Consider the following 635-nt stretch of genomic DNA (forward strand, 5'->3'; position numbering starts at 1 on the left):
ACCACCACATAACCCGGGGAGTCCCTTTCCGTCGCGCCACGGCGGGGAGGGACTCCCCTGCCCCCCACGTCCCCCGTCGGGGTGGTTCGTCGCGGTCCCGCCCTCCCGCACCTGCGGTTCCCTCTGAGCCCCGCCGCGCTGGCCCACCCCTTATGCGGGTTTTTTTCGTATATGGGCACGAGGTGAAGAAGCTTCTCATACGTTGGTCTTCAGCAGCTACAACCGATTTGTAGCGGAGGCCGCCTCGCTGTGGCGAAGCGACCTTGTCGGGTACAAGGAGAGGGCAGAGAGCTCCGATGTCCAACTACCTTCGCAATAACGATGACGCTTCCCGTGAGAAGGTTTCCCCCCTCCGGCGTCGCCGGCTGTGGCTCGCCACCGGGGTCGTGGGCCTGACGGGAGCGGTCAGCCTCGCGGGCGTGGCCTACGCCACCAGCGGGGTCACGGGCCCTCACCGGCTCGCCGACGTGAAGTGGTCGACCGCCCAGCTCACCAGTGACGACGCCGAGGGCTCGGAGGCCCGGGACGACGAGCACGGCCGGGACGGCAAGGACAAGGACAAGGACAAGGGCCGGGACCGTGGGGAGTGGGACCCGAACGGCGCCGATCACGGGACGGTCCGCGAGGTGCCGTGC

General features: G+C 68.5%; 1 pseudogene. It reads left to right on the forward strand.

The window, feature by feature from the left end:
• Positions 1 to 296: 296 nt before the first annotated feature.
• Positions 297 to 635: pseudogene (locus FXF50_RS29030) on the forward strand (hypothetical protein); the annotation flags it as partial.

The sequence above is a fragment of the Micromonospora sp. AP08 genome (genome assembly GCF_008085935.1).
Taxonomy (GTDB): domain Bacteria; phylum Actinomycetota; class Actinomycetes; order Mycobacteriales; family Micromonosporaceae; genus Micromonospora; species Micromonospora chersina.